The organism is Thiocapsa sp., assembly GCF_011390875.1.
Classification (GTDB): Bacteria; Pseudomonadota; Gammaproteobacteria; order Chromatiales; family Chromatiaceae; genus Thiocapsa.
Genome location: NZ_JAABRP010000357.1, coordinates 1 through 3,063, shown reverse-complemented (window position 1 = coordinate 3,063; position 3,063 = coordinate 1). Strand labels below are relative to the sequence as shown.

Annotated in this window: 4 protein-coding genes; all 4 read right to left on the bottom strand. The window is 62.7% G+C overall.

Annotation, left to right across the window (positions count from 1 at the left end):
* Window positions 1-62: 62 nt before the first annotated feature.
* On the bottom strand, window positions 63-818 hold the full coding sequence (locus GPT33_RS18355; protein WP_296811973.1) for an ABC transporter permease: 756 nt from the start codon (window positions 816-818) through the stop codon (window positions 63-65).
* On the bottom strand, window positions 815-1,687 hold the full coding sequence (locus tag GPT33_RS18350) for an ABC transporter ATP-binding protein (protein ID WP_296811975.1): 873 nt from the start codon (window positions 1,685-1,687) through the stop codon (window positions 815-817). Before GPT33_RS18350 ends, GPT33_RS18355 begins: the two co-directional genes overlap by 4 nt.
* A gap of 233 nt (window positions 1,688-1,920) precedes the next feature.
* Window positions 1,921-2,187, bottom strand: a complete 267-nt coding sequence (locus GPT33_RS18345) for an STAS domain-containing protein (protein ID WP_296811970.1) — start codon at window positions 2,185-2,187, stop codon at window positions 1,921-1,923.
* A gap of 38 nt (window positions 2,188-2,225) precedes the next feature.
* Complete coding sequence (locus GPT33_RS18340) at window positions 2,226-2,852, bottom strand: ABC transporter substrate-binding protein (RefSeq protein WP_296811966.1); 627 nt, start codon at window positions 2,850-2,852, stop codon at window positions 2,226-2,228.
* Window positions 2,853-3,063: the final 211 nt, after the last annotated feature.

Here is a 3,063-nt window from a genome sequence, read left to right as displayed (position 1 = left end):
GCGGTCATGTGGTGTCGGGGCCAAATTGTTCAGGATGCCAAGGGACGCAAGCGGTTTTCGTCTCAGTGGCGGATTTTGTAGCCGATGCGCAGCAGGTGCAGCGCAAGCGCGCTCACGCCGGCCAACGCCACGCCCACAATGCCCAGGCTGAGCCAGGGCGACACATCGCTCACGCCGAAGAAACCATAGCGAAAACCGTCAATCATGTAGAAAAACGGGTTGAGGTGGCTGACCTTTTGCCAGAAGTCGGGCAGGGAATGGATGGAGTAGAACACGCCGGACAAAAACGTCATGGGCATGATGATGAAGTTCTGGAAGGCGGCCATCTGGTCAAACTTTTCGGCCCACAACCCGGCGATCAAGCCCAGCGCACCCAGCAGCGAAGCGCCCATAAGGGCAAACACCAGAATCCACAACGGCGCCACCACAGACGGCTGGGCAAACCACCAGGTGGCCAGCATGACGCCGGAACCCACCGCCAGCCCGCGCACCACCGATGAGCCCACATAGGCCACAAACCAGGCGCGGTGCGACAGCGGCGTGAGCAGCAAAAACACCAGGTTGCCCATGACCTTGCTCTGCACCATGGACGACGAGCTGTTGGCAAAGGCGTTTTGCAACACGCTCATCATCACCAGACCCGGCAGCAAAAAGGCGGTGTAGCCCACCGAGCCGTACACCTGCACGCGACCGTCGAGCACGTGGCCAAAGATCATGAGGTACAGGATGGCGGTGATGACTGGCGCGGCGACGGTCTGAAAGCCGACCTTCCAGAACCGCAAAATTTCCTTGTAAAACAGGGCCTGCCAACCGCTCATGCAGCCACCCCAGTCAGGGCCGCAGGTGCCGCAGGGCGGGCATGGGAGCCCGTCAGATCCAGGAACACGTCTTCCAGATCGGCCTTGCGGATCTCGATGTCTTCCGGCACAACACCCAGTTCGCGCAGGCGAGCCAACACGCGCTCGACCGCATGGGCATCGTTGGCCGGCAGCTGCACCACCCGCCCGGTGATGCGGGCCTGCGCCGCCAGTTCGGGCGGCAAGGTGGCATCGGTCTTGAAGCGCAACACATTGGACGCGGCGCGCGCCAGCAGCACCGAAGTGGATTCCAGCGCCACCACCTGCCCTTGCTTGAGCATGGCCAGGCGGCCGCACAAGGCTTCAGCCTCTTCCAGGTAGTGCGTGGTCAGCAGCACGGTGCTGCCCAGGCGTTTGTTCAAATCCGAAATGAACTGCCACAGCGTCTGTCGCAGTTCCACGTCCACGCCGGCGGTGGGTTCGTCGAGCACGATCACCGGCGGTTTGTGCACCAGCGCCTGGGCAATCAACACGCGGCGCTTCATGCCGCCCGAGAGCTGGCGCATGTTGGAGCTGGCCTTGTCGGCGAGTCCCAGGCCGTCCAGCAGCTCGTTGATCCAGGCGTCGTTGTGGCGGATGCCAAAGTAACCCGACTGAAACCGGAGCGCTTCACGGACGTTGAAAAAGGGGTCGAACACCAGCTCTTGCGGCACCACGCCCAACTGGCGGCGGGCGGCCTGGTAGTCGGCCAGCACGTCTTTGCCATGCACCAACACACGCCCGCTGGTGGCGCGCGTGAGGCCCGCCAGAATGCTGATGAGGGTGGTTTTGCCGGCGCCGTTGGGGCCCAGCAGTCCAAAGAATTCACCCGCCTGGATGTCAAAGGACACGTCCTTCAAGGCGTGCAGATCACCGCGTGGCGAGGGGAAAGTTTTGGAAACGTTTTGGAAAGAGACGGCGGGCATTGTGGAGGCGGCACCACGAGGGGCACCCACGGCACACAGGACATCTGCGACCAGCGGGTAAGCCCAACATTTTAAGCCCCAGGGCTGCCATCGCTTGGCAGCGCCGCCCAATACACGCGTCGGGCGGCCTTTTTTCGCCACCCACTGGGGCGTGGGCTTCAGGTAGGCAGCAACTCGGCCACGCCGTACAGCGTGACCAACTGCTTCAACTGGGTGGGCGCATGGGCCAGTTGCAGCGTTTTCCCACGCGCCAGCAGCTGCCGGCGCAGTTCGAGCAACACAGCCACAGCAGACGAGTCGAACACGCGCAGCGCTTGCGCATCCAGCACCACAGCCTGGGCTGGCTGCTGGGCCAGCGCCTGGCTCAGCTGGCCCAACACCTGGCCGGCCACGTGCATGGTGAGCTGTTCAGGCAGCGCAGCCACCGCCGCCGCTCCAGATGGATGGACTGCAGGCGCCTGCATCAGCCGGCCTTGGCGGTGTTGCTTTTGTTGCGCTGGGCGAGCGTGGCGATCAAGCCGTCAATGCCCTTGGCGCTGATTTCCTGCGCAAACTGGGTCCGGTAGGTTTCGACCAGCCAGACACCCAACACGTTCAGGTCGTAAATTTTCCAGCCGTTGGGGGTTTTTTCCAGCCTGTAATCGAGCTGAATCGGCTCGCCCCGACCGCGCACCTCAGAGCGAACCACGACCTCCACGTCTTCTGGACGGGCACGCAGGGGACGGAAGCTGACCGTCTGGTCCTTGACTTCTCCAAGCGCGCCGGCGTAGGTGCGCACCAACAAGGTTTTGAACTGGTCCTGGAGCTGCTTTTGCTGCTCGGGTGTGGCCTGGCGCCAGTAGCGGCCCACGGCCGACGACGTCATGCGGGCGAAATTGACGCTCGGCATGATCTTGCCGTCCACCAGCGCGATGATGCGGTTCACATCGCCCGCCTGGATCGCCGGGTCGGCTTTGACTGCGGCCATCACCTCGCCGGAAATGCGCTTGACCAGCGCGTCGGGGGCTTCTTCGGCTGCGTGAACGGGCAGCGCCAACGCGGCAACGGCTGAGACCATCAATGCGCTCAACCAGGTGCGTCGCTTCAACATAATTTGCCTTTCCGGGCCAGAGGCCCTCATTCCAGTGCATGCAAAAACATGCATCGTTGCGGATTGGAGCAGACCCATTGGGTCCTGGTTCCACCGCGGGTGTGTTTCATTTGCTGTTTTCTGTATCGTCCGTGCCATTGCGCACACCGATACCCAGATCAATCAGGTCTTCAATCTGGCTTTGGCGCCGGCGAAGGTACACGTCGCGCGT

Excerpts from the sequence above, each read along its gene's own strand:
- GPT33_RS18340 (WP_296811966.1), bottom strand. The coding sequence starts at position 2,852 with ATGTTGAAGCGACGCACCTGGTTGAGCGCATTGATGGTCTCAGCCGTT.
- GPT33_RS18355 (WP_296811973.1), bottom strand. The coding sequence starts at position 818 with ATGAGCGGTTGGCAGGCCCTGTTTTACAAGGAAATTTTGCGGTTCTGG.